The sequence below is a fragment of the Micromonospora sp. B006 genome, assembly GCF_003408515.1.
In the GTDB taxonomy this organism is placed as follows: Bacteria; Actinomycetota; Actinomycetes; order Mycobacteriales; family Micromonosporaceae; genus Micromonospora; species Micromonospora echinospora_A.
This window is the reverse complement of record NZ_CP030865.1, coordinates 665,016-689,277: the sequence shown is the minus strand read 5'-3', so window position 1 is coordinate 689,277 and position 24,262 is coordinate 665,016. Positions and strand designations below refer to the sequence as shown.

The following is a 24,262-nucleotide window of genomic DNA, read 5'->3' as shown; positions in this document are numbered from 1 at the left end:
CCCACAGCCACTTCGCCATCGCCATCCGCAACCCTCGCGGAAGGCTCGACCAACGATTTTCCCTGATGAACACCGCCGGACCCAAACCGAAGCAGCATTGATGTAACAGCATCTAGCTTATCTTGGATAGGCCTGTCACAATGTGCGGTCATGCAGGCACGGTCGGCACTCTTCGACCTGTACGGCGACCACCTCCGGGCCCGGGGTGGCCGCGCACCCGTCGCCGCCCTGGTCAAGCTGCTCGCCCCGCTCGGGATCGCCCCACCGGCGGTGCGCACCGCGGTCAGCCGGATGGTCCGTCAGGGCTGGCTGGACCCGCTCCGGCTCGCCTCCGGACCCGGGTATTCGATCACCCCGAAGGCGGCCCGTCGACTCGACGAGGCGGCATCGCGGATCTACCGGACCGGACGGCACAGCTGGGACGGACGGTTCGACCTCCTGGTGCTCACCCCACCCACGTCCCGCCGCGACCGGCAGCGGCTCGCCGCCAACCTCACCTTCCTCGGCTACGGCACGCTCGACGACTGCACATGGGTCGCCACCCGCGCCGGCGAGGACGTCGACCTGCTGCTCGACGAGGCGGGCGTGCGCTACGAGCGGTTCACCGCCGCCCACACCGCCGGCACGCCCGGCGCGATGGGAGTGGTCCGCCGCGCCTGGGACCTGGCCGAGATCGGCCGGGCGTACGAGCGCTTCGTCGCCGAGCAGAAGCCGCTCCTGTCCGGCGTCACGGTGCGCAGCAGCGACGAGGACGCGTACGCGGCCCGGTTCCGGCTCGTGCACGCGTGGCGTACGTTCCTGTTCCGGGACCCGCAGCTGCCACCGGCGCTGCTGCCCGAGCGGTGGCCGGGCACCAGCGCGGCCAGCTTCTTCGACCGGCACGCCGCCCGGCTCCGGCCGGCCGCGGACCGGTACGTCGAGCAGTGCCTCGACGCGAGCAACCGCCTCGCCAGACAGAAGGGTCGTTAGAAACGTGACCGAGCCGCTCCTCGTCGACCGCACCGACGCCGTCGTCACCCTGACGCTGAACCGCCCGACGGCGATGAACTCGCTCGACGTGGCGCTCAAGGAGGCGCTCCGGGACACCCTGGCCGAGCTGGAGACCGACCGCTCCTGCCGGGCCGTGGTGCTGACCGGCGCGGGTGGCTCGTTCAGCGCCGGACAGGACCTGCGCGAGCACGTGCGGACGCTGGACTCGGCCGACACCGACCCGCTGGGCACGGTCCGGGCGCACTACAACCCGATCGCCGCCCGGCTGGCCAACCTGCCCAAGCCGGTGGTCGCCGCGGTGCGCGGCATGGCCGCCGGGGCGGGCGCCTCACTGGCCCTGCTCGCCGACTTCCGCATCGGCGGCCCGAAGACCCGCTTCCTGATGGCCTTCGCCGGGGTGGGGCTGGCCGCCGACACCGGCGCGTCCTGGACGCTGCCCCGGCTGGTCGGCCACGCCAAGGCCGTCGAGCTGCTGATGCTCGCCGAGCCGGTGGGCGCCGAGGAGTCCTGCCGGCTGGGCCTGCTCACCAAGCTGGTGGACGACGACGAGCAGGTGCTCCCGGCCGCGCAGGAGCTGGCGGCGCGGCTCGCCGCCGGCCCGACCGTCGCGTACGGGGCGATCAAGCGCCAGCTCTCCATCGCCGACGCCGGCACGCTCGCCGACGCGCTGGCCGCCGAGGCGCAGGCGCAGGCGATCTGCGGCGCCACCGCCGACCACCACGCCGCCACCAAGGCGTTCGTCAACAAGCAGAAGCCGGTCTTCGAGGGCCGCTGAACCCGCGCCGGGCCGGGCGCCGGGAATGCCCCGCGCGCCCGCTCAGCGGGCCACGTAGCCGCCGTCGACGGGGATCGTGGCCCGGGTCAGTCGTCCTCTTCCGGATCCTGGTTGGCCTCGACCCCGAGCACGAACGCCTGCATGGCCAGCTCGTCGCCGTAGGGCGAGACGAACGCCGGCAGCTCACGCGGACCCAGCTCCTGCACGTAGGACCAGAAGATCCGGACCGCCTCGGCCCGCGACGCCGCCTCGATCGGCAGGTCCAGGCTGACCAGCCAGGTGCTGCGGGCGGGCGGCGGGCCGATCCGGTCGGCCAGCGCGCGCCAGCGGGCCGGGTCGAGCGCGACCACCGGCCCGTCCGGCGCCGGGCCGTCGACCGGAACCGGCTCGTCCAGCGCCCGCCGGGTGTACGTGATCACGAGCGACCCGGCCGCCGGGTCGGACTGCGGGTCGTCCGGGTCCTCCCGGGTCTCGGACGTCGCGAGCGCGACCCGGCCGAGCGCCACCAGCCGCAGCGGCTCGCCGACGAGCACCGCGACCCGGTCGCCCGGCCGCGGGCGGGCCGCCCCGGCCGGCCCGGTCAGCTCCAGCACGTCGTGGTGCACCAGCCGCTCGGCCTCGAAGCGCTCGGCCGGCAGCAGCACCGCCCAGGCGCCGGTAGTGGTCTCACCGTCGGTCGTCCCGCTCGTACGCGGCTCGGTGTCGGTCATGTCCCAATCCCATCACGCCGGAGGTCGCGGACTCCGTCACACCCCGGCCCGGTCACCGCTCACGTGGCAGTCGGCCAGGTGGTCGTCGACCATGCCGGTGGCCTGCATCAGCGCGTAGGCGGTGGTGGGGCCGACGAACCGGAAGCCCCGCTTCTTGAGCGCCTTGGCCATCGCGACGGACTCCGGGCTGGTGGCCGGCACCTCGGCGAAGGACCGGGGGCGCGCCGCCCGGGGCGGGGGCGCGAAGGACCAGAGCAGCGCGGAAAGACCCTCGGGCAGCTCCGACGCCGCCCGGGCGTTGGCGACCGCCGCCTCGATCTTGGCCCGGTTGCGGACGATCCCGGCGTCGGCCATCAGCCGGGCCACGTCGGCCTCGCCGTAGCGGGCCACCCGCTCGATCCGGAACCCGGCGAACGCGAGCCGGAACGCCTGCCGCTTGCGCAGGATGGTCAGCCAGGACAGGCCGGACTGGAACGCCTCCAGCGTCAGCCGCTCGTAGAGCGCGTCGTCGCCGCGCAGCGGCCGGCCCCACTCCTCGTCGTGGTAGACGGCGTAGTCGGGGGTGCTCGCTCCCCACGCGCAGCGCGGCAGCCCGTCTGGGCCGGTCACCAGGTCAGTCACGGCGTCCACGGTAGGTCAGCCCACCGACAACCCTGGGTCAGGGCAGGCGGCCCTGCTCGACCAGCCGGGCGAACTTCTTCAACGCCTGCGTCAGGCTGAACTTCGAGCCGGGCCAGAGCACCGGCCAGGCCACCCGCCCCGCCGGGCCGCCCGGCAGGTGGAACCACTCGTGCCAGACCACCTGGGTGCGGTCGCGGTCCATCGGGGTGCAGCGCAGCACGCCGGGGCCGCGCAGCAGCTTGCCGCAGTGCACCACCCCGACCTCGTACGGGGCGTCGACCCGGACCACACGCATCTCGTCGCGGAGCACGGCCGGGCCGAGCGCGGTGACCGCCTCGACCAGGCTGCCCTCACCGCCGTCGCCCTCGACCACCCGGACCCGGGTCAGCGGGATCCAGTCCGACTGGCGCTCCCAGTCGGTCAGCGCGGCGAAGACCCGGTCGGCCGGCGCGTCGACGATCACCGTGGCGGTGACCTCGCCGGCACCGCGCCGGGACGCCTCGGTGAAGTCGTCCGCCGGCCGGCCGGCGCCGGTCACGCCGACTCCGACCGGACCACCGGCCCGCGCTCCCGGTCGTCGTCGGCCGACCCGGCCCCGATCCCGTTCGCCGGGGAGACGGTGTCCTCGGTCGCCGCGGCAGCGGGCGCCTCCGCCACGCCCGGCTCGGCCGGGGCGCGTCCCGGCTGCCCGTCGGCGTCGGTGTGAGCCGGGCGCTCCGGCGCGGACAGGTCGATCACCACCGGCTCCGGGTCGGACGGGTCGACGGCCGGTTCCGTCTCGGGCCGGGTCGCGGCGGCCTCCTCGCGCGCCCGGCGCAGCGCGTCGGCGTCCTCGGTGCGCCCGTCGCGCAGGGCCGCGTTCTCCGCCTCCAGCACGCTGATCAGCTCGGACTTGTAGCCGATGTCGTACGCCGCCCGGCGCAGCGCGGAGTCGACCTGGGCCATCCGGTAGCCGCGCAGCGCCGTGTCGAAGCGGACGCCTGTCACGTCCGACTCGTCGAGCGGACGGCTGCCCGGCAGGGGCACGGCCCGCCCGTCCGGCTCGGCCGGTGTCAGGCCCGGATCCTTGCCGGAGACCAGCACCGTCACGCCGAACACCACAGCCGCGACTGTCAACGCGACGACCAAGAGGAGCAGTACCTCACCCATGCACAGATCGTGGCATGCGGGCCCGGATCGGGCGAGCCCTCCGGGGCGTCCGGTCGGTAAATGCGTCCGGCGCACGGGACCGGAACCGGTGGCGCGGACGGGACCGGATAGCGTCGGACCGGCCGGCGAGCGCGGGCGACGAGGAGGCGGGCATGACCGGGGCGTTGCGGCTGGGCGGACGGACGTTCGGCCCCGGCGAGCTGGTGGTGATGGCGATCGTCAACCGCACGCCGGACTCGTTCTTCGACCGGGGTGCCACGTTCGCGCAGGACAGCGCGCTGCGCGCGGTGGAGCGCGCTGTGGACGAGGGCGCCGAGATCATCGACATCGGCGGGGTGAAGGCCGGCCCGGGCGACGAGGTGGACGTGGCCGAGGAGATCCGGCGGACGGTGGACACCATCGCCGCGGTCCGGTCCGCCTTCCCCGAGGTGGTCATCTCCATCGACACCTGGCGGGCCGAGGTGGCGGTGGAGGCGGTGGCGGCCGGCGCGGACCTGCTCAACGACACCTGGTCGGGGGCGGATCCGGCGCTGGCCCGGGTGGCCGCGGCGACCGGCGCCGGGCTGGTCTGCTCGCACGCCGGCGGGCTCGCTCCGCGTACCCGGCCGCACCGGGCCGCCTTCGACGACGTGGTGGCCGACGTGCTCGCCACGGTGACCGGGCTGGCCGAACGCGCGGCCGGGCTGGGCGTGCGCCGCGACGGCATCCTGATCGACCCGGCGCACGACTTCGGCAAGAACACCCGGCACTCGCTGGAGATCACCCGGCGGCTGGCGGAACTGACCACCACCGGCTGGCCGCTGCTGGTGGCGCTGTCGAACAAGGACTTCATCGGCGAGACGCTCGACCTGCCGGTGCCCGAGCGGCTGGAGGGCACGCTCGCCGCCACAGCGGTCTCGGCCTGGCTCGGCGCCCGGGTGTTCCGCGCCCACCAGGTACGCCAGACCCGCCGGGTGCTGGACATGGTGGCCTCGATCCGGGGCGACCGGCCGCCGGCGGTGACCCGGCGCGGGCTGGCCTGACCGGTCAGGTCCAGCGCAGGACGCCGCGCCGCCAGGCGTAGAGGATGCCGAGCGCGACGATCGACACGAAGACGCCCATCTCGACGACTGTGGTGGCCCCGAAACCGGGCCGGTCGAACACCAGCGCCCACGGGAACAGGAAGACGGCCTCGACCGCGAAGAGCACGTACAGGTAGGCGTAGACGTAGTAGCGGATCTGCATCTGGGCCCAGTCGCCGCCGACCGGGTCGATGCCGCACTCGTACGTGGCCCGTTTACCCCACGGCTCGGCCGGACGGCTCGGACGTAACACCCGGTTCGCGGAGAACGCCGTCACGAAGAAGAGCACGGCGGCGAGCAGCAGCAGACCGAGCGTGGCGTACGAGCCGAGATATCCGGTCACGACCGGAGCGTACCGGTCCCGTCCAGATGTCCCGGACACGTTACGAATTCGTTTCCTGGCAGGACTAGTGCCTGATGGCAAGCATCACCGAATAATGAGACTCCCTTGACCCGTCCCGGAGGACAGATGCCCCGCCTGCGCGTTCGACCCGTTCGGCGGGCCGCGCTCCGCCGTACCCTCGCGCTGCTGGCGCCCGCGTTGGTCGCGGCGGTGGTGGCGGTGGCGCCGGCCGGTGCGACGGCCACCGTCGCAGGTCCGGCGGGCGTGGCCCGGGTGGTCGAACCCGCCGAGCCGGCCGCGGAGCCGACCGAGCCGGTCCCCACCGAGGATCCGGGGACCAGCTCGCCGGCGCCGCCGCCCACCGAGGCGCCGCCGCCCCCGAGCACGCCTCCGCCACCGGTCACCACAGCGCCGGCCCCGCCGGTCAGCAGCGCGCCCGCCGAGCCGGCGCCGACCACCGCGGCCCCCGGCCCCACCAGCGCCCCGCCGCCGGTCGTGCCGCCCGTCCAGCCTCCGCCGCCGCCTTCGGCCCAGCCGCCCGGCGGGCCGCTCGGGGTGCGGGTGAACACCGAGGACGTGGTGCTCACGGCCGACTACTGGAACGCCGACAGCACAGTGACCACGCTGCGGGTGACGGTGACGAACACCGGCGGCCGGGCGGAGCGGATCACGCTCGGCTACACGCTGCCGCCCGGGCTGACCGACGCGGGCACGCCGGGCTGCCAGTCGACCGGCGGCGGCAACCACCGCTGCGTCGGGTGGGACGCCGAGCCGGGCGCCCGGTTCAGCGCCACCATCCGGGTACGGGTCGACGGCGACGCCTGGCGCACCATGCCGCTGACCGGTTCCGTGCAGGTCACCGCCGTCGCGCCCGGGGTCAGCGGAGCGGCGTACGACGACGAGGGCTTCCCGGTGCTCTTCCCGCCCGGGCCGCCGGTGCCCGGGATCTCGCTGCGCGCCGACGAGGTGCTGTTCGACATCAGCGGCGCGCCCAGCACGCTCACCGTCCGGCTCGGCAACACCGGCGCTGTCGACGCCGTGGGCCGCATCGAGGTGCTCCTGCCGGCCGGCGTGACTGTCGGCGACACCGGCAACGGCTGCGCCGCGGTGACCGCCGACCGGACCCGGTGCGAGCTGGGCGTCCTGCCGGCCGGCCGGACCGCGACCCTGCGGTTGACGCTCGCCGCCTCGGCCGAGGCGCAGCGCCGGGCCCCGCTGGCCGGTGCGGTGATCGGCCGGCTGGATCCGCGCAGCGGGCGGGACCGGCAGGTGCAGATGAGCTTCCGGATCAGCGCCGCCGCGGCGGACGCCACCCCGCCGGTGGACGCGCCGGGTCCGACCGCCTCGCAGGGCGTACTCGCCGCCGGCGGCGGGCCGGCCGACGACGACGCCTCGACCCGGCGGACCGCGATCGCGCTGATCGCCGTGTCCGGCCTCCTGGTCGTGCTCGCGTTGACGCTGGCGACCCGTTCACTGCGCCGCCGCAGCGACATCACCATGCCGGAGCCGCCGGTCACCGACAGGTGATCATGAATGGGTGGTGATCTGGGTTACGGACCCAGGTACTAAACCCTGCAAAGCGGGGCATACAGCGGCCCGAACCAGTCCCATACGTCGGACCTCGACCAAGGTGGCCCTAACGTGGCGACGTAGGCTCTGACGTGAGAATCGGAGCGGGCCGGGCCGGCAGGGGCGACGGCGCTCAGCGAAGCGAGGTGCGGGTGTGACCAAGCAGATCCGTCAACTGGACCGGGTGGTCATCCGGTTCGCCGGTGACTCCGGCGACGGCATGCAGCTCACCGGCGACCGGTTCACGTCGGAGACGGCGCAGCTGGGCAACGACATCTCCACGTTGCCCAACTTCCCGGCCGAGATCCGCGCCCCCGCCGGCACCCTCCCCGGCGTGTCCAGCTTCCAGGTGCACTTCGCCGACTACGACATCCTGACCCCGGGTGACGCGCCGAACGTGCTGGTGGCGATGAACCCGGCCGCGCTCAAGGCCAACCTGGCCGACCTGCCGCGCGGGGCGGACATCATCGTCAACACCGACGAGTTCACCCGGCGCAACCTGGCCAAGGTCGGCTACGCGACCAGCCCGCTGGACGACGACTCGCTCGCCGGGTACGCGGTGCACCCGGTGGCGCTCACCTCGATGACGATCGGCGCGCTGGCCGAGCACGCCGTCTCCAAGAAGGACGCCGAGCGGGCCAAGAACATGTTCGCACTCGGGCTGCTGAGCTGGATGTACTCCCGCCCGTACGAGTCGACGCTGCGCTTCCTGGAGCGCAAGTTCGCGGCCCGTCCCGAGCTGGTGGCGGCGAACGTGGCCGCGTTCCGGGCCGGCTGGAACTTCGGCGAGACCACCGAGGACTTCTCCGTCCGGTACGAGGTCAAGCCGGCCAAGATGCTGCCCGGCACCTACCGCAACATCACCGGCAACGCGGCGCTGTCGCTGGGCCTGGTGGCCGCCGGGGTGCGCTCCGGGCTGCCGGTCTTCCTCGGCGCGTACCCGATCACGCCGGCCTCGGACATCCTGCACGAGCTGAGCAAGCACAAGAAGTTCGGCGTCGTCACCATGCAGGCCGAGGACGAGATCGCCGCGGTCGGCGCGGCGCTGGGCGCCTCGTACGGCGGCGCGCTCGGCATCACGACCACCAGCGGCCCGGGCGTGGCGCTCAAGAGCGAGACGATCTCCCTCGCGGTGGCGCTGGAGCTGCCCCTGGTCATCGTCGACGTGCAGCGGGCCGGGCCGTCCACCGGCATGCCCACCAAGACCGAGCAGGCCGACCTGAACATGGCCCTGTACGGCCGGCACGGCGAGGCGCCGGTCGCGGTGATCGCGCCGAAGTCGCCGTCGGACTGCTTCCACGCGGCGCTGGAGGCGGCCCGGATCGCGCTCACCTACCGCACGCCGGTGATCCTGCTGTCGGACAACTACGTCGCCAACGGCTCCGAGCCGTGGCTGCTGCCGGACGTGGAGTCGCTGCCCGACCTGCGGGTCGAGTTCGCCACGAAGCCCAACGGCGAGGACGGCACCACCTTCCTGCCCTACCTGCGGGACCCGCAGACGCTGGCCCGCCCGTGGGCGGTGCCTGGCACGGCCGGTCTGGAGCACCGGATCGGCGGTCTGGAGAAGGCCGACAAGACCGGCGACATCTCGTACGACCCGGCCAACCACGACTTCATGGTGCGCACCCGCGCGGCCCGGATCGAGACCATCCCGGTGCCGGCCGTCGAGGTGGAGGACCCGGACGGCGACGCCCGGGTGCTGGTGCTGGGCTGGGGCTCGACGTACGGCCCGATCGGCGCGGCCTGCCGTGGCCTGCGCCAGCGCGGGCACTCGGTGGCCCAGGCGCACCTGCGGCACCTGGCCCCGATGCCGGCCAACCTCGGCGAGGTGCTGGCGCGGTACGACAAGGTGGTCGTCCCGGAGATGAACCTCGGCCAGCTCGCCCACGTGATCCGGGCGAAGTACCTGGTCGACGCGATCGGCTACAACCAGGTCCGCGGCCTGCCGTTCACCGCCGCCGAGCTGGAGACGATGCTGGAAGAGGTCCTGAAGAATGTCTGAGCCCGTCGCCCTCAAGCTCACCGCCAAGGACTTCAAGTCCGACCAGGAGGTGCGCTGGTGCCCCGGCTGCGGCGACTACGCCATCCTGGCGGCCGTGCAGGGCTTCATGCCGGAGCTGAACATCCCCCGGGAGAACATCGTCTTCGTCTCGGGCATCGGCTGCTCGTCGCGCTTCCCGTACTACATGAACACGTACGGGATGCACTCGATCCACGGTCGCGCCCCGGCGATCGCCACCGGCCTGTCGGTGTCCCGGCCGGACCTGTCGGTCTGGGTGGTCACCGGTGACGGCGACGCGCTCTCCATCGGCGGCAACCACCTGATCCACGCGCTGCGCCGCAACGTGAACCTGAAGATCCTGCTGTTCAACAACCGGATCTACGGGTTGACCAAGGGCCAGTACTCGCCGACCTCCGAGGTCGGCAAGATCACCAAGTCGACGCCGGTCGGTTCGGCGGACGCGCCGTTCAACCCGCTGTCGCTGGCGCTCGGCGCCGAGGCCACGTTCGTGGCCCGGACGATCGACTCGGACCGCAAGCACCTCCAGTCGGTGCTGCGGGCCGCCGCCCAGCACGAGGGCTCGGCGTTCGTGGAGATCTACCAGAACTGCAACATCTTCAACGACGGCGCGTTCGACACGCTGAAGGAGCCGGCCACCCGGGACGACTTCCTGATCCGGCTGGAGCACGGGCAGCCGATCACGTTCGGCAAGGACGGGCAGTTCTGCGTCGTCCACCCGCCGGGCGGCTTCGGCCTGGAGGTCCGGGAGACCGCGAACACGCCGGCCGAGGAGATCGTGGTGCACGACGCGGGCGTGGCCGACCCGGCGTACGCGTTCGCGCTGTCCCGGCTGCCCGGCCTGGACCTGAGCAACACCCCGATCGGGGTGTTCCGGTCGGTGGGCCGCCCCTCCTACGACAGCGTGGTGCAGGAGCAGGTCGCGGCCGCCAAGGCCAGCGTGGACAAGACCCCGGAGCAGCAGCTCGCCGCGCTGCTCGGCAGCGGCGACACCTGGACGATCCTCTGATCCGCCGCTGACCCGTCACGCGAAAGGGCGGGCCGTTCCCCCGTGGAGCGGCCCGCCCTTCGCCTGTGACGCAGCCCGGTCAGGCGGCCGCCGGGGCGGGTACCCACAGCTCGTCGACGGCCCGCTCGGCCGCGGCGAGGCTCTGCTCGAACAGCGGGATCAGCTCGGCCATCGCCGGGTTGACCGGGGCCAGGGTCAGCTCGGCGCAGATGAACCGCGGCTCCAGGCCGGTCAGCGACAGGCCGTGCGGCAGCCACGGCTCGGCGTGGTCCCAGCCCTCCCGCGGGGTGCCCGGGCCGTACCCGCCGCCGCGGCTGACCAGGACGACGAACTGGCGGTCGCCGAGCAGCCCGGCGTTCGTCACCGGGTCGTACGCGATGCCGGGGGCGATCAGGTGGTCGACCCAGGACTTCACGCTGCTGGGCGCGCCGTAGTTGTAGAGCGGGAGCCCGAGCAGGACCGTGTCGGCCTGCTTCACCTCGGCCACCACCTCCTCGGTCAGCTGCCAGGAAGCCTGCTGCTCGGAGGTGTGCTGATCCGGCGGCACCATGCGCGCGAGGCCGCTCGCGGTGTTCAGGTGCGGCAGCGGGTTCTGGCCCAGGTCACGGTAGGTGACGGTGCCGTCCGGGTGGGCGGCGCGCCAGGCGGCGGCGGCGCGGGCGCTGAGCCGCCGGCTGATCGACCGCTCCCCGGTGATGCTGGAGTCGATGTGCAGTAGGTGTGCCATTGGTGATTCCTCCTCCGACGATCGTTCGTGTAGAACCAACTATTTATAGCAGGTCGATGTTCCTCATAGCGCGTAAACTGGGTCACATGTCCGCCGCACCGGTCGAGGAGTCCGAGCGCCGCTCCGGGCCCCTGCTCGACCACCTGGCCCGGCGGATGCGGCTGCGCTCGGAGTCGGTGCTGGCCCCGCTGGGCCTGCGCCCCCGCCACCTGGTGGCGCTCACCGTGCTGCGCGACTCCGGCGGCGTCAGCCAGCAGGCGCTCGCCGGCACGCTCCAGCTCGACAGCACGAATGTGGTCGGGCTGCTCAACGACCTGGAGGCGGACGGCCTGGCCGAGCGCCGCCGTTCCCCGGAGGACCGCCGCCGGCACGAGGTACGCCTCACCGACGCGGGCACGAAGCGCCTGCGCGAGGCCGAGTGCGCGCTCGCCGGAGCCGAGGAGGAGGTCCTCGGCGCGCTGGCTCCCGGCGAACGGGACCTGCTCTACGACCTGCGGCGACGGGCCACCCAGGGCCGGTCGTCGACCTGCGGCGAAGTGATGGCGGAGGGCGGCCCGGGCGCCTGCTGACCGCCCGCGCTCAGCGGGGCCGGGTCAGAGCGCGGTGGTGGCCTGCGGCCGGTCGTCGCGGACGTGGACCAGCATGTCGCCGGTCTCGATCACCGCGCCGGCACGGTCGTTGAGCGTGACCACCTTGCCCCGGCGGACCAGCGCGATGACCAGCGACTCCAGCTCACGCGGAGAACGGCCCACCTCGTCGCGCTCGGCCGACCGCATCGCCAGCGCCATGCCCTGACCCGGGGTGAGCAGGTCCTCCACCACGTCGATCAGGGGCGGGGCCGAGGTGGAGAGGCCGAGCAGCCGCCCGGCCGTGGCCGACGAGACGATCACGTGGTGCGCGCCGCTCTGCTTGAGCAGCGGCGCGTTCTCCGCCTCGCGTACCGCCGCGATGATCCGCACCTGGCCGGCGGTGAGCTGCCGGACGGTGAGCGCCACCAGCACCGAGGCGTCGTCGCTGTCGGTCGCGATGATGACCGACTTGGCGGTACGCACATGCGCCTGCTCCAGCACCGACGAGCGGGTGGCGGAACCCTCGATCGTCACCAGGCCGTTCGAGGTGGCCTGCCGCAGCGCCGGGCCACTACGCTCGACCACCACGATCTTGGACTTGTCCGTACCGTTCTCCAGCAGGGCGGAGACCGCGCTGCGGCCCTTGGTGCCGTAGCCGCAGATGATGACGTGGTCCTTCACGGTTCTCCTCCACCGCGACAGGCGGCGCCCGGTGCGGTACTGCTCGGTCAGGACTTCCAGGGTGGTGCCGACCAGGATGATCAGGAAGAGCACCCGGGCGGGGGTGACGAACAGGACGTTGGCCAGGCGCGCGGACGAGCTGACCGGCGTGATGTCGCCGTACCCGGTGGTGGAGAGCGAGACCACCACGTAGTAGAAGCAGTCGAGCAGGGTCAGGCCGCTCTCGTCGACGTCGCGGTAGCCGTCGCGGTCGAGCCACACCACGAACACCGTGGCGAAGACCAGGCCGAGGGCAGCGAGCAGGCGCAGACTCAGCGCGCTCAGTGGCCCCCGCCGCTGCGCGGGAAAATGGATCACCGTCGGTCCCGCTCCGCCACCGTCGCCTGCACGCCCTCAAGATAGCGGGTACGCCCCGAGCCGGCTGGCTGGGCCGCAGGCCCGCCCCGCGCCGCCAACGGTAAGGATCTCGTCACATTCATCGACGCGCCTGCGGGTGAGACTGATGACTCACCGATCGTGACGAGGGGGCGTCGGATGCGTACAGGCACGGCAGTGACAGCGCTGGCAGTGGTGCTCGGGATGGTCGTCTCCGGGGCGCCACCCGCGACCGCCTCGCCGACCGCCACCACCCCGGCCCCGATGCCGACGGCGAAGCGGACCGCCGTGCTGCTGCCGGCACTCGGCGGGAGCAGCTCGGCGGCGGACGTCAACAGCGCCGGCGTGGTGGTCGGGTCGGCGGAGGTGGCCGGCGGCTACTGGCACGCGGTGCGCTGGGTGGACGGGCGGATCGAGGACCTCGGGACGCTCGGCGGCCCGAACAGCCAGGCCCAGGCGATCGACGAGCGGGGGCGCATCGTCGGCACCGCCCAGGCGGCGGACGGCAGCAGCCATGCCGTGGCCTGGGTGGACGGGCAGATCCAGGATCTCGGCCTGACCGGGGGCATCTTCTCCATCGCGTACGACACGGCGGGCGACCGGGTGGTCGGCGTCTATCACGTCACCGACAGCTTCTCCGGGCGGCGGCCGTTCGTCCGGACCGGGAACACCGAGATCACCATCGACGCGCCGCCTGGTGCGAGCGCGCTCGCGGTGAACGAGGCCGGCACCGTCGCGGGCACCTACGGCTACAAGGACTGGACCGATCCGCCCTTCGTCAACCAGGCATTCGTCTGGCGCGACGGCGTCCTGCGGTCGCTGGGCACCCTGGGCGGGCCCACGAGCGACGCGAACGGCATCAACGACCTCGGTCAGGTGGTCGGCACCAGCTGGACCGCGGACGGCCAGTTCGCCGCCTTCTTCTGGGACGGTACGACGATGCGCCGGCTGGCCACCTCTTCGCCCTCCCCGACGGCGCAGGCCGTGAACGACTCGGGTCTGGTGATCGGCACCGACGGCACCGGCGGTCGCGCGATGATCTGGCCCTCGCCCAGCGCGGAATCCCAGCTGCTGCCTCTGCCGGACGGGGCGGTGGGAAGCGTCGCGATCAATGTCAACGACGCCGGTCTGATCGCCGGTCAAACGCACTTCACCTCGCCGAGCTGGCACTCCAGGGCGACCCTCTGGCGTTGATCCACACCTGCCCGGTCGGCACCACGGGGGCCGACCGGGCAGGTGCCGGGGGCGTGGACGGGGCATGATGGGAACGTCCGGGACGCCCGACCGCGAGGAGGCCGGCATGTCGTTGCTGCGACGGGTGATCGGCGGGGTGCTCCGGCGCATCCGCCTGCGCCAGGGCCGCACGCTGCGCGAGGTGGCCCAGGCCGCCGGCGTCTCCCTGCCCTATCTCTCCGAGGTCGAGCGCGGACGCAAGGAGGCCTCCTCCGAGGTGCTCGCCGCGATCTGCCGCGCGCTCGGCATCCACCTCGCCGACCTGCTCGAAGAGGCCCGCGACGAGCTGCGCCGCGAGCGGCCGACGCCGGTCGGCCCCGGGATCTCGGCGGCCCGGTTCGACCGGGTGCCGGTCGCCCGCACCGGGCCGCAGGCGCGGGTCGGCCCGCCGCGGCTGTCCGTCACCCGCCGGCCGACCGTTTCGCCCCGGCCGTCGGTGACCTGCCGTCCCACCGTCTCGCTCCGTCCGCCAGCCGCCCGTCGGCCGGTCACCGCCACACCGCTGCTCGGCGGGGCACTGCGGCCCGTCGGCCTCGGGCCCGCGCCGCTCGGTCCGGCCCTCGACGCCGCCACGCCCACCGGGTTCGGCGGCGGCATCCGGATCTGGCTGACCCCCTCCGCCCCGGCCGTCCGCCCCCGCCCGCGTATCTCATCGGCGGTGGCCCGGCGGCGGGCCCGCGCCGGCCGGCGGCGGCCGGTCGCCGCGTAGCTTCTGCCGAGGGCGGATCTGCCCCGGGCAGAAAGCCTGGGCCGCGGCCGTGCGCCCGGCGGACGCTGGAGACCGCCGGGTTCCCGGGCGGTCCCCCGCCCACCGGCGGTACGGAGGTGCGCGGCGATGGGTGGCATCTGGATGCTCGACGATCGGCAGCCGGCGTTCGACGACCGGGTCTTCGAACGGCTGCTGGCCGAACGGATCATCTTCCTCGGCACCGAGGTCACCGAGGCGTCGGCGAATCAGATCTGCGCGCAGATCCTGCTCCTCGCGGCCGAGGACCCGGAGCGGGACATCTTCCTCTACATCAACTCGCCCGGCGGCTCGGTGAGCGCCGGCATGGCCGTCTACGACACCATGCGGTACGTCAAGAACGACGTGGCGACGCTGGCGCTCGGGATCGCCGGCTCGATGGGGCAGTTCCTGCTCTGCGCCGGGGCGGTCGGCAAGCGGTTCGCGCTGCCGCACACCCGGATCCTGATGCACCAGCCCTCCGGCGGGATGGGCGGCACGGCCTCCGACATCACCATCCAGGCCGAGAACATGCTGCACGTGAAGCGGACCATGCAGGAACTCATCGCCCGGCACAGCGGGCGCACGCTGGATGAGATCCAGCGCGACTGGGACCGGGACCGCTGGTTCACCGCCGAGGAGGCCCGCGAGTACGGCCTGATCGACCAGGTGCTCTCCCGCGTCGACCAGCTCGCCGGGTGAGCCGGATGGCCCGGCCGGATCACCGGCCGGGCCACCGCTGGCGTCAGGGGTAGCTGACCACGGTGCTGGTGCCGTACGAGCCGACGACCCGGGTACCGACGTCGTTGATCGTGCGCTCGATCCCGCCGCTGCCGTCGAGGAACACCGTGATCGCGTCGTGGAACCGCACCCCGGCCCGGCGCGGCGCCTCGATCCCCCGGTCACAGCGGATGTCCACGCCCTGGTTGAAGTACGAGTAGACGCCCAGTCCCCACGCCTCGTGCGTGCGGACGTGGTCGGCCACCTTGTACGAGGCCCAGCCGTTGCCGGTCGGGCTGCGCCAGGCCGCCTGGCTCGGCGGGTCGTAGGGCAGCTCGCTCTGGTAGAAGACGGTACGGCCGCGCTCGCCGTTCCAGATCGTCTGCCAGCGCTGGTAGTGCTCGACGAAGAGCCCGTACGCGGTGACGTCGTCGCCGTTGACGATCACGCCGGTGGCAGCGGTGTTAACGGTCCAGCCGATCGTGCCGGCCCGGCCGTGGTCGCCGCGCCAGGCCCAGATGTTGTCGATCAGCGTGTGCCGGCTGTGCACCACGAGGCTGGTCACCGCCCGCCCGGCGTACGGGCCGCCGATGCGGAAGAAGACGTCCTGGAGCGAGATCGGGTTCGTGGCGTGCGACCGGTGGCAGTGCCGCGTACCGACCTCGGCCAGCACCGGCGACTCGACCGGACCGGCGTCCACCAGCACCCCGGCGATACGGACCCCGTCCACGTCCTCGATCCGCAGCGCCGCGTCCCCACGGTCGGGCACCAGGCTCGGCATGCCGAGGCCGAGCACGACGGTGTCCGGGCGGCGTACCCGCAGGGCCCGGTCCAGGTGGTAGACGCCGGGCGTGAGCAGCAGGTGCCGGCCCCGGGCCAGTTCGGCGTTGATCCGCTTCGCCGAGTCGGTGGGGCGGGCCAGGAAGAACGCGGACAGCGGCAGCGACGGCACCGGCGCGCCGCCGGTGGCCCAGGTGGTGCCGGCGGTGTCGCGGCGCAGGCGCGGTACGGCGACCCGCCAGGCGCCGCGGGCGTCGACGAACAGGTACGGCTTCTCCCGGGTGACCGGGCTGGTCGGCAGCGTGGTGTACGGCGGGTCGGGGAAGCCCTGCGCGGGCGCGCCGACCACGCCGGAGAACACCTGGTTCCACACGCCGTTGGTCCACTCGCCGCCGAGTTCGCTGTCCCGGGTGAGCCACTGCTGCTGGGAGCCGTTGATGGTGATGCCGTCCACCTTGGAGTCGGCGATGTATCCGCCGCTGGAGTAGCCGCCGTTGCCGGGTTCCAGCCACAGGATGCCCTTGACGTGCACCCTCCGCATCGGCGACGCCTGCGAGACGGCCCATTGGTTCGACCAGTCGGTGGGGGTGACCGCGAGGTTCTCCGCCGAGCGCCAGAAGTTGGTGAGCGCGGAGATGCCGGCGGGCGAGTTCGGGTCCGGCTGCCCGACCACCCGGACCGCGCCGTGGATCTCCACGTCGTCCGGGTGGGCGCCGAGGCCGGCGACAGTCGTGTAGTAGCCGAGCCGGGCGTCCACCTCGTAGCGGCCGGGCTTGAACAGCACGGCGTACCTGTCGAAGCCCATCTCGTTGCGTTCCTGCGCGGTGAAGAGGCGGTCCAGGGTGGACTGGATCTCCTCGACCGGCGTGCTGGGGTCGTACACGAAGACGTTCGGGCCGAAGTCGGGCTCGCGTGCCGGGCGCGCGGCCGGGGACGCGGCGGCGGCGCCGGCCGGGAGGCCGAGGGCGGTGAGCGACGCCGCGGAGGCGGTGAGCGTGAGGAAACGGCGGCGGGAGGGGTCGGGTGATCGCATCTGCCTGCCTGTTCGGTGATGGGACGGGAGAGCGCTCTCTCGGCTGTTCCTACCTCATCACCGTCGATACCGCCAGAGCCCGCCGGTTCCGGAACCGGCGGGCTCTGTGTCGCGCTACGGTCAGGCGCGCCCGGCGCGCTGCTTCACCAGGTCGTCGACGAGCCGCTCCACGTAGTCGGCGGTGTCCTCCCACCGGGTGACCGCGTGGCAGCGGATGTCCATGGCCTTGACCGGGTAGTCGTTGCCGCCCACGTCCAGCCGGTCCCCCACGAAGAGCACGTTGTCGATGGTCAGGTCCAGGTGTTCCAGCAGCTTCCGCATGCCGTACGCCTTGTCCACGCCCTTGCGGGTGACGTCGATCGAGGTCGAGCCGCCGCCGCGGACCTCCAGATCGGGCAGCTTCGCCGCGACCGTGTCCCGCAGCCGCCGCTTCTTGTCGCCGTCCGGGTCCCAGCCGTACTTCTCCGCCGGCGGGGCGGACTGGCCCAGCGCGGAGAACGTGATCTGGCTGCCCCGGTCCTCGATGATGTCGCCCCAGGTCTTCGCCTCCCACAGGCCCAGCGCCTGCGCCGACTCGGTGAGCGCGGTGACGACGCGCGCCTTGTCGGCCTCGCTCAGGTCCTCGGCGTAGACCTGCCGCCAGTCCCCGTCGGACCAGCGGTAGTACCGGGTGCCGCAGGTGGGCATCAGGTGCAGCCGCTCGCGCTGCTCCTCGGTGAGGTCGAGGTGGGCCAGCACCTGCGACTGGAACTGCTCGAACCGACCACCGGAGATGATGAGTACGTCCACCTCGGTGAGCAGGTGGCCGAGCAGCTCCGCCATCCGACGATCGATCTGGGACTTGGAAATCGCCAGGGTGTCGTCCAGGTCGAACGCCACCACTCGAAGATCGTTCACGAATACCTCATGTCGTCGCGGACAGGCCAGAACTAGCAGGGTACCGACGCACCCTGGCGCCGACCTGGAGGGCCCGGACCGGAGGGCTCACCAGACCACACGGCCCTCATGACGGAGCGTAACAGCGGCTCCGAAGCGGGTTCGGGCCTTCCGGAACCGGGCTCGACGGCGAACGCGGTCGGCAGCGTCCGGCGGCGACAGCCATGGTGAGCGGATGCGCCAGGACGAGATCTGGAACGCCGAGACCGCCGAGCGGTACGACACACCGGGCACGGGGATGTTCGCGCCGGAGGTGCTCGACCCCGCCGTGGACCGGCTCGCCACGCTCGCCGGGGACGGGCCGGCGCTGGAGTTCGCCATCGGCACCGGCCGGGTAGCAGTCCCCCTGGCCGAACGCGGCGTGCGGGTCAGCGGCATCGAACTCTCCGTACCGATGGTGGAGCGACTGCGGACGAAGGCCGACGCGGCGACGATTCCGGTGGTGATCGGCGACATGGCCACCGCCACCTCGCCCGGGGAGTACAGCCTGGTCTACCTCGTCTACAACACCATCTCCAACCTGCTCGCACAGGCCGAACAGGTGGCGTGCTTCCGCAACGCCGCACGCCACCTCAAGCCCGGCGGCCGGTTCGTGATCGAGCTGGAGGTGCCGCAACTGCGCGTACTGCCGCCCGGGCAGCGGGCGGCGGTCTTCGCGAGCGAGCCCGGATACGTCGGCGTGGACACCTACGACGTGCTGCGGCAACACCTCGTCTCGCACCACTTCGAGTTCGGCGACGGTCGCGAGGCGCGTGTCTTCCGCAGCCCGCACCGCTACGTCTGGCCGTCCGAGCTGGACCTGATGGGCGAGCTGGCCGGCTTCACGCTGGAGCACCGGTACGCGGACTGGTCCGGCGCGGATTTCACCGCCGACTCCCGCTCCCACGTGTCGGTCTACCGGCTCCCGGCCTGACCGATGCACCTCACGCCGCCCTGATTCATTGACTTCGATCGCTCACCATCGATAGCCTCGCGTCGACAATTATCTTCATCGATGGAGGCTGAGCGGTGAGATTCCTACGACTGCGCGAGGCGCTCGTCGCCCTCGTGGCGACCGCCCTGGTGACCGCCACGGCGGCAACGCCCGCCGCGGCCGCGCCCGGCAGCGACCTGTCCACCCTGGCGAGCTCGTCCACCTTCCCGCTGGCCGATCCGGACACGCTGCTGGCGAAGGACGGCTCCTACGTCACCTACGGCACCACAGTCGGCGCCGGGACCGGCGCGCGCTGCGGCGCGACCGGCAGGCTGTACGTACCCGTCCTCGTCCACGGCTCCGGCAGCAGCGTCGGCATGGCCGACTGCGCCTCGCACGACGCGCTGCCGTCCGGTCCGGGCGGCTGGGCCGAGCCCGGCGGCGCGGTCTGGGCCCCTGGCGTCGCCCGCTTCGGCAACCGGTTCTTCATGTTCTACACCGCCTCCCGCAAGGGCTCCGGCCAGAAGTGCATCGGACGGGCCATCTCCGACAGCGCCCGCGGCCCCTTCCAGAACCAGGGCGAGTGGGCCTGCCCGGACGCCGGCCGGTGGGCACTCGACGCGAACCCCTTCGTGGCCGGCGGGAACCTGTACGTGACCTACCGGGACGACGCCATCGCCAGCGGCGCCGAGACCGGCATCTCCACAGTCCGCACCGACAGCGAGGGCCGCGCGATCTGGGACACCCGCCGGGACATGCTCAAGAGCACCGACATCACCTGGGACACCGCCAAGATCAGCGGCGGTACGCACGTGGTCGAGAACCCGGCGATGTGGAAGGCCGCCGACGGCGACTGGTACCTGATGTACTCGGGCAACAACTGGGACAGCGCGCGCTACTCCACCGGCATCGCCCGCTGCGGCGCCAGCCCCCTGCCCGGCTCCCGCTGCACCCCCATCCGCGAAGGCGTGTCCCGGCCCTTCTTCGGCTACACCGGCAGCGCCGGGCTCAACCCGGTCCGCGACCTGCCCGGCAACCACCAGGGCCCCGGCGGTTTGGACGTCTTCGACGCCGCCGACGGCACCGAGCGCGTGGTGTGGCACTGGTGGAACGGCTCCACCCGCTTCCCGATGACCGGCGTCCTGACCCGCCCCTCCACCGGTTTCCTCGTCTCGTAGTCGGCGCGCTTGCCGACACGACTGCTCACCGTAAGCTTCGGGGTGGTCACGTTCGGTAGAACTCGTTCACGGAAAATTGCATTTGGCAAGAGGTGGCACCGAAATTTTCTCGATGCGATGCATCTGCTTGTCAGGTACCCGACAGTGAAATGCCCACTCTTGTGCTAGCTGTCCGCCGGGAGGATGCTCGAACCGTCGAACGGTACTGCGCCGCCTCACACAGAGGGCGGCGCCCGGCTGCCACCGGACGCCGCATTCGACTCCACCGCTGCAACGGAAGGAGTCACGTTGACTGTAATCCCTCACGGGTCAGACTTCGAGACACCAGAGGACGAGGACGAAACCGTTGCCGAGCCGACCGACCGGCACCGGCTCATCCTGGCGTACATCAAGACGCTCAGTCCGATCATCGCCGCCGTCGTCGCCTGCATCGGGACGCTGGTGGCAGCGCTGGTCCGCTGACCCGCCGGCCCCGCGCTCCGACTCCGGCCGGACGCGGGGCCGTCCCCGTCACCGCCCCGTCGCCGGTTCGTCGTCCAATGTCGCCGGCGCGCCACGTCGCGGCCACTGTCACCGGCGGGCTGCGTCGCCGGCCGGCAGCCGCCGGGACCTGACCTCCGCCAGGATCAGGACCGCCAGGAGCACCACGAACAGCACCGCCGACCCGGCCACCAGGGGATTGACGTAACCGGGCACCAGGTCGGGGCCGCACGTGGTGTCGCGCAGCGGCCACATGCTCGACGACCCGTCAGCCGACGCGCCGATGCGGTGGCTGTAGCCTTCCGGCCGCCGCAGCATGCAAGCGTCATCGGGATCCAGGATCCCGAAGGTGGTCGCCGCCAACCCGCGACCGTAAGCGGCGGCCCCGGTGAACGCCGCACCGGCGGCCAGGAACCATCCCGCCCGCCTCAGCGCCCATGCCCTGCCCCGGAGGTGCGGGTCGCGACGGAGCGCCAACAGTGCGACCACCACGAACACGAGGGCAGCGGCCGCGAACACCGGCCAGGCCAGAGCGAGCAGCACAAGTGCGAGGAAGACGAGAAACATCGACGTGCAACCTACCGCTCCAGGCGTCGTCGTACCGGCCCCGATCACCTCGCCGGATGGTCAGCATGCGCAACTCTTGTCGCCGGGCTCGGACTTGACCATGTGCGCATCGGCTAACTGGCCGCCCACCTCACCTGGCCCCTCGCGACGGGCATTGTCGCCTTGCTCGTTCGTGGCCGGGGAGGGGCCGCCTACTCGCCGGTTGAATTTCGGGTGAGCACATGAGCCGGGACGGCAGAACAGAGCGTGCCCCGCTGCCCCGGCCATGATCAGAACCGCGACGAACGGTCGGGAAATGAGTGAATGCAGGCACCTCCGGCAGGGTTTTCACCCGCTTCCGCACTGACCGGCAACGATTCCGAGACGGAGCCCCTTCGCGCGTCCTCCACACGGGTGGACGCTGCCGTCCCGTCGGGAACGAAGTGAGGTACGGCAATCGCAACCGCACGTCCCGCGCCGGCCAACTCATGCAGCAGAACGCGTCAGCGGTCGGACGACATTCCACCAGCAACGGCTGAGGAGATCATCGGCTGAAGCGGGGATGGTTATAGATGGCCCGGCTGAGCAGACTCGCCGTGTACGCGGTTACGCACAGTCTCCCGAAGGGTCCCATCAGTGAGCTACAGCGCTCCGCCGCCCCCCGGTTATCCAGCTACGCATTTGCAGCAGCCTCCGAAGAAGCGCCCCGTGCGGCTCATCATCGCAGCGGCCGTCGGCGGTGTCTTGGTGCTCTGCTGCGGCGGAGTGACCATCGCTGCGGCAGTCGGCGGTGGCGACTCACCTCCCGCAAGGAGCGCCGCCGCGGAGGCGACCGCTGCCGCGTCCGTCCCGGCAGAAAGCCCTACAGCAGCACCGTCGGTGGAGATCACCACCGCAGCACCCACTACCCCAACACCCACCACCGCAGCTCCTACGACGGCAACACCGAAGCCGAAGCCGAAGGCCACCACCAAGGCGCCGACCGAGCCGAAGGTGTCCGTAGAGCAGGAGAACGCCATCAGGGCCGCCTCCGATTACCTGCGATATCAAGCGTTCTCCCGCTCCGGCCTGATCAAGCAGTTGGAGTTCGAGGGCTACCCGAGGAAGATCGCAACCCAGGCCGTGGATTCTCTGAAGGTTGACTACAAAAAACAGGCTGCCAAGATGGCGAAGGACTACCTCGACACCCAGCCGTTCTCCCGTTCGGGCCTGATCAAGCAGTTGGAATTCGAGGGGTACACGCACGCACAGGCCGTCTACGGTGTCGATCAGGTGATGTGAGAAGGGCATGCGGGTGCCTGTTGCGGCTTTGTCCATGACGGGTGGCAGGCTCTGGCATGGCTCGCCGTCTCACCTACGGTCGACCGCAGACCATGTCAGTCGGTCGTAGGAGCGCCCCGCATCCGGCGCCTGCCTCGCCTCCGGCCAGCTCAAGGCCAGGTTCATCTAGTGGCGGCCGTTGGCGTCTGTGCGGGATTCGGGGTCAGCAAGGACGACCTGTTGCAGTTCTTCGAACGGGTCAGCGACGAGCGCGGGTGGCCGCTGCTGTCAGTCCCGCTCGCACAAGCGCGCTGCTGCAGCAGATCTCGGCGACGCGATCGGGCACGCAAGCTCCGGAAGGCGGCACAGTGATCGTTGATCAAGCACCTGACCTGGTGCCCCCGGCAGGATTCGAACCTGCGACACACGGTTTAGGAAACCGATGCTCTATCCCCTGAGCTACGAGGGCGCGAGGGCCTAGTCTAGCGACCTGGGGGTTCACCTGGGGTGGCAGGGAGTGGCCCGCGTTCACCCGCGTTCCCCGGACCGCCGTTCTCGCAGCCCAGGGAGTCTCTACGCGAGTTCGCACAGCGCCACCTCTGCTGATCTTGGCTGTTTGGGCTGGTAGGGGGTCTTGTCGCGGATGCAGGCCCAGAGGACGTTGAGGCGTTGTCTGGACAGGGCGGCGGTGGCTTGGCGGTGGGTTTTACCTTCGGCTCTCTTCTTGTCGTAGTAGGCGCGGGATCTTGGGCAGTGGGTCAGGGCGGTGAAGCTGGACATGCTGAACACCCGACGCAGACCCCGGTGGTAGCGGTGCGGCCGGACCTGGTGCCCCTGCCTGCGTCCGGAGTCGCGGGAGATCGGCGCGAGCCCGGCGTGGGCGGCGAGCGCCGCGGCGCTGGGGTAGGTGGTGAGGGTGCCGGCGTGGGCGAGGAACTCGGCGGCGAGGGTGGTGCCGATGCCGGGCAGGCTGGTGACGATCTCTCCCAGCTCGTGCTCGGCGACGATGCCGGCGATGGTTTCCTCGATGGCGGTGATCCGGTCGTTGACCGCTTCCAGGTCGGTGGCCATCTGCGCCACGATCCCAGCTGCGGTGGCCTCTCCGGCGACGGCGACGGTCTGCGTCCGCGCGGCGGTGACAACTTTGGCGGCCAGTGTCCTGGCGGCCCGGACGCCGTGCTGGCGTAGGTAGGCCAGGATGCGGGCTTCGCCGGCGCGGCGCAGCCCGGCGGGGGTCTGCCACTGGGCGAGGAGCCGCAGCGCGCCCTTGCTGCGCAGGTTCAGCGCCTTCTCGAGCGCGGGGCTGATCATGGCCAGCAGGTCCTGGATGCGGGCGGTGATGCGGACCCGGTCGGCGACCAGGTCGAGGCGGCGGGAGACGAGCAACTTCAGCTGCTGCTGCACCCCGTCCGCCAGGGTGAGGGTCGGAAGATCGCCGCGCATGCGCAGGGTCTGGGCGATGACGTAGGCGTCGTGGGCGTCGGTCTTGCGTTCGCCGTGGAACGCCTCCGCCATCCGGGAGGTGACCGTGCCGCTGACGTAGCGCACGTCCGCCCCGCGCTCGAACAGGACCGCCAGCAGCAGCGACGCGGGTCCGCCTCGTAGGTCGACGGCCCAGCGGAGCGGCTTGCGGCGTTTGCCGAGCCGTCCGGCGATGTCGGAGATGGATTGTTGGTCGTTGGGGATCTTCTCGGACATCACCACGGTGCCGTCGTCGTCGATGACGCACACGTGGTGGTGGGTCTTGCCGACGTCGACGCCGGCCCACAGGCTGCCCACCGGGCATCACCCTCTTCGGTTGTCTGATCAAGGGGCGTGGACCCGCCGCGGTTCAGTAGCCACAACTTCGGAAAGGGCGAT

General features: G+C 71.9%; 25 protein-coding genes and 1 tRNA gene. 14 read left to right on the top strand and 12 right to left on the bottom strand.

Going from position 1 to position 24,262, the window contains the following annotated elements:
- Positions 1 to 150: 150 nt before the first annotated feature.
- Complete coding sequence (locus MicB006_RS03440) at positions 151 to 969, top strand: PaaX family transcriptional regulator C-terminal domain-containing protein (protein WP_073825640.1); 819 nt, start codon at positions 151 to 153, stop codon at positions 967 to 969.
- Positions 970 to 973: 4 nt separating this feature from the next.
- Positions 974 to 1,765 carry an enoyl-CoA hydratase-related protein gene (locus MicB006_RS03435; RefSeq protein WP_116503769.1) on the top strand — a complete coding sequence of 264 codons (792 nt, stop codon included), beginning with the start codon at positions 974 to 976 and terminating at the stop codon, positions 1,763 to 1,765.
- Between the two features lie 86 nt (positions 1,766 to 1,851).
- Here the strand turns inward: MicB006_RS03435 and MicB006_RS03430 are convergent, their stop codons facing one another.
- From MicB006_RS03430 to MicB006_RS03415, 4 genes are read right to left on the bottom strand one after another with little or no spacing between them, the layout of a single operon-like run.
- Positions 1,852 to 2,475: a hypothetical protein gene (locus MicB006_RS03430; protein WP_116503768.1), complete on the bottom strand. Its 624-nt coding sequence runs from the start codon at positions 2,473 to 2,475 to the stop codon at positions 1,852 to 1,854.
- Between the two features lie 36 nt (positions 2,476 to 2,511).
- Entirely contained in the window at positions 2,512 to 3,096 is a 585-nt protein-coding gene (locus MicB006_RS03425) for a DNA-3-methyladenine glycosylase I (RefSeq protein WP_073827031.1), read from the bottom strand.
- 37 nt (positions 3,097 to 3,133) lie between these two features.
- Positions 3,134 to 3,634: an SRPBCC family protein gene (locus MicB006_RS03420; protein ID WP_073825651.1), complete on the bottom strand. Its 501-nt coding sequence runs from the start codon at positions 3,632 to 3,634 to the stop codon at positions 3,134 to 3,136.
- Positions 3,631 to 4,245 (bottom strand): DivIVA domain-containing protein, encoded by a 615-nt coding sequence (locus tag MicB006_RS03415; RefSeq protein WP_116503766.1) that lies wholly within the window; start codon positions 4,243 to 4,245, stop codon positions 3,631 to 3,633. Before MicB006_RS03415 ends, MicB006_RS03420 begins: the two co-directional genes overlap by 4 nt.
- Before the next feature lie 152 nt (positions 4,246 to 4,397).
- Here MicB006_RS03415 and folP point away from each other — a divergent pair, with 152 nt between their 5' ends.
- A complete protein-coding gene (gene folP / locus MicB006_RS03410; protein WP_116503764.1) occupies positions 4,398 to 5,267 on the top strand; it encodes a dihydropteroate synthase in 870 nt (289 codons plus the stop codon).
- Between the two features lie 4 nt (positions 5,268 to 5,271).
- Here folP and MicB006_RS03405 read toward each other — a convergent pair whose 3' ends face one another.
- On the bottom strand, positions 5,272 to 5,649 hold the full coding sequence (locus MicB006_RS03405; RefSeq protein ID WP_073825659.1) for an NADH-quinone oxidoreductase subunit A: 378 nt from the start codon (positions 5,647 to 5,649) through the stop codon (positions 5,272 to 5,274).
- Between the two features lie 126 nt (positions 5,650 to 5,775).
- On the opposite strand from MicB006_RS03405, the gene MicB006_RS03400 reads away from it, so the two are divergent.
- The 3 genes from MicB006_RS03400 (at position 5,776) to MicB006_RS03390 (ending at position 10,247) form a co-directional block, all read left to right on the top strand.
- Positions 5,776 to 7,176, top strand: a complete 1,401-nt coding sequence (locus MicB006_RS03400; RefSeq protein ID WP_116503762.1) for a hypothetical protein — start codon at positions 5,776 to 5,778, stop codon at positions 7,174 to 7,176.
- A gap of 196 nt (positions 7,177 to 7,372) precedes the next feature.
- Complete coding sequence (locus MicB006_RS03395; RefSeq protein WP_116503760.1) at positions 7,373 to 9,220, top strand: 2-oxoacid:acceptor oxidoreductase subunit alpha; 1,848 nt, start codon at positions 7,373 to 7,375, stop codon at positions 9,218 to 9,220.
- Positions 9,213 to 10,247, top strand: a complete 1,035-nt coding sequence (locus tag MicB006_RS03390) for a 2-oxoacid:ferredoxin oxidoreductase subunit beta (RefSeq protein ID WP_043326944.1) — start codon at positions 9,213 to 9,215, stop codon at positions 10,245 to 10,247. Before MicB006_RS03395 ends, MicB006_RS03390 begins: the two co-directional genes overlap by 8 nt.
- Positions 10,248 to 10,326: 79 nt before the next feature.
- Here MicB006_RS03390 and MicB006_RS03385 read toward each other — a convergent pair whose 3' ends face one another.
- On the bottom strand, positions 10,327 to 10,974 hold the full coding sequence (locus tag MicB006_RS03385; protein ID WP_116503758.1) for an FMN-dependent NADH-azoreductase: 648 nt from the start codon (positions 10,972 to 10,974) through the stop codon (positions 10,327 to 10,329).
- Positions 10,975 to 11,060: 86 nt separating this feature from the next.
- Here MicB006_RS03385 and MicB006_RS03380 point away from each other — a divergent pair, with 86 nt between their 5' ends.
- Positions 11,061 to 11,543, top strand: coding sequence for a MarR family winged helix-turn-helix transcriptional regulator (locus tag MicB006_RS03380; protein ID WP_192900182.1), 483 nt, complete (start codon positions 11,061 to 11,063; stop codon positions 11,541 to 11,543).
- Positions 11,544 to 11,567: 24 nt separating this feature from the next.
- On the opposite strand, the gene MicB006_RS03375 is transcribed toward MicB006_RS03380, so the two are convergent.
- Positions 11,568 to 12,581, bottom strand: coding sequence for a TrkA family potassium uptake protein (locus MicB006_RS03375; RefSeq protein WP_116503755.1), 1,014 nt, complete (start codon positions 12,579 to 12,581; stop codon positions 11,568 to 11,570).
- 177 nt (positions 12,582 to 12,758) lie between these two features.
- On the opposite strand from MicB006_RS03375, the gene MicB006_RS03370 reads away from it, so the two are divergent.
- From MicB006_RS03370 to MicB006_RS03360, 3 genes are all read left to right on the top strand, one after another.
- Positions 12,759 to 13,793 (top strand): hypothetical protein, encoded by a 1,035-nt coding sequence (locus MicB006_RS03370; protein ID WP_116503753.1) that lies wholly within the window; start codon positions 12,759 to 12,761, stop codon positions 13,791 to 13,793.
- A gap of 106 nt (positions 13,794 to 13,899) precedes the next feature.
- A complete protein-coding gene (locus MicB006_RS03365; RefSeq protein WP_116511136.1) occupies positions 13,900 to 14,541 on the top strand; it encodes a helix-turn-helix domain-containing protein in 642 nt (213 codons plus the stop codon).
- Positions 14,542 to 14,667: 126 nt separating this feature from the next.
- The gene (locus MicB006_RS03360) at positions 14,668 to 15,258 is read left to right on the top strand and encodes a ClpP family protease (protein ID WP_116503751.1); all 591 of its coding nucleotides are present in this window, start codon (positions 14,668 to 14,670) and stop codon (positions 15,256 to 15,258) included.
- A gap of 43 nt (positions 15,259 to 15,301) precedes the next feature.
- On the opposite strand, the gene MicB006_RS03355 is transcribed toward MicB006_RS03360, so the two are convergent.
- Positions 15,302 to 17,089, bottom strand: a complete 1,788-nt coding sequence (locus tag MicB006_RS03355; RefSeq protein ID WP_116503750.1) for an adenylyl cyclase — start codon at positions 17,087 to 17,089, stop codon at positions 15,302 to 15,304.
- Between the two features lie 120 nt (positions 17,090 to 17,209).
- Entirely contained in the window at positions 17,210 to 17,986 is a 777-nt protein-coding gene (locus tag MicB006_RS03350) for an HAD-IIB family hydrolase (RefSeq protein WP_116503748.1), read from the bottom strand.
- 214 nt (positions 17,987 to 18,200) lie between these two features.
- On the opposite strand from MicB006_RS03350, the gene MicB006_RS03345 reads away from it, so the two are divergent.
- From MicB006_RS03345 to MicB006_RS31950, 3 genes are all read left to right on the top strand, one after another.
- On the top strand, positions 18,201 to 18,938 hold the full coding sequence (locus MicB006_RS03345; protein WP_116503747.1) for a class I SAM-dependent methyltransferase: 738 nt from the start codon (positions 18,201 to 18,203) through the stop codon (positions 18,936 to 18,938).
- Positions 18,939 to 19,033: 95 nt separating this feature from the next.
- Positions 19,034 to 20,116, top strand: coding sequence for a family 43 glycosylhydrolase (locus tag MicB006_RS03340; protein WP_116503745.1), 1,083 nt, complete (start codon positions 19,034 to 19,036; stop codon positions 20,114 to 20,116).
- Between the two features lie 288 nt (positions 20,117 to 20,404).
- On the top strand, positions 20,405 to 20,578 hold the full coding sequence (locus tag MicB006_RS31950) for a hypothetical protein (protein ID WP_013283846.1): 174 nt from the start codon (positions 20,405 to 20,407) through the stop codon (positions 20,576 to 20,578).
- 108 nt (positions 20,579 to 20,686) lie between these two features.
- Here MicB006_RS31950 and MicB006_RS03335 read toward each other — a convergent pair whose 3' ends face one another.
- The gene (locus tag MicB006_RS03335; RefSeq protein WP_152037815.1) at positions 20,687 to 21,211 is read right to left on the bottom strand and encodes a hypothetical protein; all 525 of its coding nucleotides are present in this window, start codon (positions 21,209 to 21,211) and stop codon (positions 20,687 to 20,689) included.
- A 639-nt stretch (positions 21,212 to 21,850) separates the two neighbouring features.
- Here MicB006_RS03335 and MicB006_RS31945 point away from each other — a divergent pair.
- Positions 21,851 to 22,423: an Ltp family lipoprotein gene (locus MicB006_RS31945; RefSeq protein ID WP_225980630.1), complete on the top strand. Its 573-nt coding sequence runs from the start codon at positions 21,851 to 21,853 to the stop codon at positions 22,421 to 22,423.
- A 372-nt stretch (positions 22,424 to 22,795) separates the two neighbouring features.
- On the opposite strand, the gene MicB006_RS03325 is transcribed toward MicB006_RS31945, so the two are convergent.
- Together MicB006_RS03325 and MicB006_RS03320 are read right to left on the bottom strand one after the other, a co-directional pair.
- A tRNA-Arg gene (locus tag MicB006_RS03325) sits at positions 22,796 to 22,871 on the bottom strand.
- Between the two features lie 104 nt (positions 22,872 to 22,975).
- Positions 22,976 to 24,181, bottom strand: a complete 1,206-nt coding sequence (locus tag MicB006_RS03320) for an IS110 family transposase (protein ID WP_116503741.1) — start codon at positions 24,179 to 24,181, stop codon at positions 22,976 to 22,978.
- Between the last annotated feature and the right edge of the window lie 81 nt (positions 24,182 to 24,262).